This window comes from Enterococcus ratti (genome assembly GCF_001886195.1).
GTDB classification, from domain to species: domain Bacteria; phylum Bacillota; class Bacilli; order Lactobacillales; family Enterococcaceae; genus Enterococcus_B; species Enterococcus_B ratti.
Genome location: NZ_JXLB01000041.1, coordinates 1 through 3,975, shown reverse-complemented (window position 1 = coordinate 3,975; position 3,975 = coordinate 1). Strand labels below are relative to the sequence as shown.

4 protein-coding genes are annotated in these 3,975 nt (G+C 34.4%); 2 read left to right on the top strand and 2 right to left on the bottom strand.

All coding sequences use genetic code 11. From position 1 onward, the window contains the following. Nucleotides 1–310: 310 nt before the first annotated feature. On the bottom strand, nucleotides 311–922 hold the full coding sequence (gene rpsD, locus RV14_RS11440; protein WP_071856372.1) for a 30S ribosomal protein S4: 612 nt from the start codon (nucleotides 920–922) through the stop codon (nucleotides 311–313). A gap of 524 nt (nucleotides 923–1,446) precedes the next feature. Here rpsD and RV14_RS11435 point away from each other — a divergent pair. Further along, on the top strand, nucleotides 1,447–3,135 hold the full coding sequence (locus tag RV14_RS11435) for a hypothetical protein (protein ID WP_071856371.1): 1,689 nt from the start codon (nucleotides 1,447–1,449) through the stop codon (nucleotides 3,133–3,135). Nucleotides 3,136–3,302: 167 nt separating this feature from the next. Then, nucleotides 3,303–3,446, top strand: a complete 144-nt coding sequence (locus RV14_RS12325; RefSeq protein ID WP_167359865.1) for a hypothetical protein — start codon at nucleotides 3,303–3,305, stop codon at nucleotides 3,444–3,446. Between the two features lie 303 nt (nucleotides 3,447–3,749). On the opposite strand, the gene RV14_RS11430 is transcribed toward RV14_RS12325, so the two are convergent. After that, entirely contained in the window at nucleotides 3,750–3,959 is a 210-nt protein-coding gene (locus RV14_RS11430; RefSeq protein WP_071856370.1) for a hypothetical protein, read from the bottom strand. Between the last annotated feature and the right edge of the window lie 16 nt (nucleotides 3,960–3,975).

The window sequence follows — 3,975 nt, the reverse complement described above, 5'->3', positions numbered from 1 at the left end:
CAAAGAAATAGAGTTTTCGACGTATCACTAACTAATCTCTTCTTTTTAATTAGATATTATCGCATTAAAAAATAGACGTAAATTTTTGAAAAGAGTAAATATTTAACTTCAGTAGATGCTATGTAGTAGATGGTTGTATTGTTTAAGTTTTAATGAACGCCTCAGAATGCATTTTAAAAAAGATAAAGCGGTATTTTTATTTAAAAGGGAGAAGTAGAACTAATAAAAGAGAGAAAGAGGGGGAATAAAAAGAATGAAAAAAGCCCAACTATCAAAAAGACAGCGGGCTTGACAATTAAAACTTCTGAAATTATAAGCTTTGGTTGTAATATTCAACGACAAGAGCTTCGTCAATTTCTGGATAAAGTTCGTCACGTTCTGGTAAACGCGTTAAAGAACCTTCTAATTTTTCAGCATCAAAGCTAATGAATGATGGACGTCCAACGGTTGCTTCTACGGCTTCTTTAATCGTTGCCATATTTTTTGATTTTTCACGAATAGAAATCACTTGACCTACTTCAACGTGGTAAGAAGGGATATCTACACGTTTACCATTAACCATGATATGCCCATGATTTACTAACTGACGGGCTTGACGACGAGTAGTTGCAAGACCTAGACGATAAACAACGTTGTCTAATCGTTGTTCTAGTAAGATCATGAAGTTAACCCCATGTTTACCTTCTTTGATTTTGCTGGCTTTTACGAACAAGTTACGGAATTGGCGTTCATTCATTCCATACATATGACGAAGTTTTTGTTTTTCTGTTAATTGCATGCCGTATTCTGATTGTTTGCCGCGACTATTTGGTCCATGTTGACCTGGCGCATAAGGGCGGCGTGCTAATTCTTTTCCCGTGCCGGATAGTGAAATGCCTAGACGACGAGAAATTTTCCATGATGGTCCTGTATAACGAGACATTAAAATTTCCTCCAATAAAATAAATTTTAGTTTTTGGAGTAAAATAATCCGATGAAAAATTCATAATCGTGTAGTTCGTTCTTCAATCTTCACCTTTGCAGCCGCGGTTACGCAATTGAACCCGAATCGGGGCAACGAAATAGGGACGAAATTATTATTTTTCTGCTGCATTATTTTACACGAGCTTCATTATAATAGAAGTGAAGAGAGAATGTCAAGGTGAAGAAGTGCTTAGAAGATTTTTTTCAAATCAATCGCTTTTTATTTCTATATCAATAATGACGAAAGATCAAAAATGAATGAATTTTAACAGAAAAAAAGACATGTCAAACAAAACAGTTGAATTAGTTGATAGGCGATTGTGGCGTTGTGCATGGTGTGCGAGAGATCACATTTTTTCAAAAAATGAATAAGGGAAATAAACGTCTGATTTTTTTTAAAAGAGAAATTTTTGCAGAGGACATATATATTTAGTATGGTTTAATGAAATTGATAGAATAATATTAAAAAAGGGGTGTTATTTAATGGAGAGAAAGGAATTAGAGCTAAATGCTGAAGCTGGTGTGAAGACAATGATAGACAGTGTAGAAGAAAAAAAGGAAGAAACAGAATTAGAATTTGATTTTTTATGGAAGGTGTGGGAGGAGGCAACACGTTTTCACCCTTACTCTGAGGAAGAATGTTATTTTGATTTATTAACGATGTTAACAGGGTTCGGGGATGTGAGTCACAATAGTAACCTTCAACAAAACGAGAAATTTGCTTTGCCTCTTCTTTTTTCTATTTATGCAAAAATGATTGAACAAGATGAAAATGAATTTTTTATTGATAAAAATAAACGCCCTCAAGTTATTGATTCTTTAAAACGAACGATTAAATATTGTCGTAGAGAGAATGATTCAAACGAGGTACAAGAATTGCTTCAGACGCTTGCTACAAATGAACCGGCTTCATTTGTTATACTTCCTATTAGCTATAATATTCAGGAAGAAGAAGATCTCGTAGATCATGTGGGAGGATTACTGATACATAAAAAAGATGAGGATTATTTGGTGACGATTGTTGACAAGCAAGCTTTTTTTTATAATAAGCAAATTGGAAACTACGTCTTCGTTTCTCAAAATAAATTGCCTCAACTTGTGCAAATTCTTGAAGAGAGTAAATTGTCTGATGATATACAAGAACCTTTTAAAATTTTTAAGCAGATGGCTGAATTATCAAATGAAAAACAATTCGTTTCTCTTCCGATAGTCATGAGACCACAACTTACAGAAAATTGTATGTTGAGTGAGCCAGAAGCGACTCTTAAAGTAGCGTTGTTTCATTGCCGCAAAAATATTTTCGAGCGAACTTCTGCTGTGCATGTCAAATGGAATGATTTTCCACATTCTACTGAGAAAATGCGGGAACGATTTTTACACGCAATACTAGCAGATGTAGAAAAAGATTCTCGATGGTATTCGAGATATAAACAAGTATTTCATTATTATAAAATGCGAAAAGAAGGGAAGAAAGAAAGACTGAAAGAAAATAATGAGGATGTTTTAAAAGATATCAAAGAAGTTTTACAGAGGTCTTTAGGTCTGTCTGAGCAAGTACTTGATCATGTTAGAAAAGCATATCAGAAAGATCCACTTATTCAATCTGCAAATGAAGTTTATCTAAGAGAAGAAGTAATGTATATGCGAAAGTTGATTGAGACGCTTGTGAATTTAAATGAGGAATTTATTGAATTAGATCAAAACATTCAAATGATGGATCGCTCAATACAGACTATTGGAACAAAGTTAAACACGACTTATTTAAGCGAAGAATTGAAGGAGATCATTCAAAGTAAAGATTTCTTATTAGAGAATACCAATAAGTGTTTAAAGTACAAGTGTGATAAAATACGTGATGAACTAAAAGGAAAACAAATTATTGAGAGGATTGATACGATAAAAGAAGCGGTAGCGGATTTACGATTGTCGGTAGATCCGTATCTACATCGTGTAACTACAAATCTAGATAAATGTAAAGCAAATACACATAAAATGATGGGTAAAGTCAAGGAAAAAAAAGAACTAGTAGATCAACTTATACTTCTTGCGCAGGGAAGTGAGAGGCTAAATCAACAACTGAATCAACTGCGAAAGGAAGGACTACTTAACAAAAAGTCGACGAAGAATCACGTAGATACTGACTATAAAAAAATGAACGATAAAGATAGGTAGGAGATTTTTTTATCCTAAAAGGTTGGTTAGTATTTCAAAACGATACGTTTTATTACTTTTGTTTCGAAATCTTCTTTTTTACGAAAAAACGTTTGAATGCTCTATCTGAATGTAATATCTTTCCTGATAAAATGAAAGAGACATACAGAACGAAAGGGTGTAAAGCAATGAAATTATTGGAAAAAGAATATCAAGGGTATACAAGTCATTACGAAGCTATTTTCGTCTTTCTAACGTATCAAAATCGTGAAGGCACTCGGAAACGCCCGAGCGTGTACCCGTCTCAAACAAAAGTTAGACCAAGTACCTGAAGTAGAAGTAACATTGTCTCCGGAAGTAGAGGTTAGGAAAGAGGCCAGAGGTAGAAGAATAAGTAAGAAAAGATAGGAAGGCGACCATAAGTTGGCTTAAAGCGACAGGGCAAAACGTGGATCTTGAAGAAAACTCCAAGAACATTATGATCAATTGAAACAAAAGTTTATCAAGGATCACAAACGACATCGAAAAAGCCGGGAAGAAGCGTTTAGAAAATTTCCTCAATGGTATAAATTAACCGAAAGGCATCAAACTGGTGTATGCAAAAGAAACTTCTTTTGATACGTATAATGGTTTCCCTATGGCAGGAGTTCATTGGAATCATATTCAATCCGATTTTTTGCTGAGTCAAATGAACATTCCACAAGTTTTACTTTGATTTTGCCGTTTAAATAGTTTTGATTGGTGATAAAGATTCCTGCGTTAGTGGCTATTAAGGCTTGAACGATTGTACCAAAAGTAGAGGTATACTGGTAATTGCTGCATGCTAAGTGCGGCCCAAATGGCACCTAAGGCCTGTTTGAC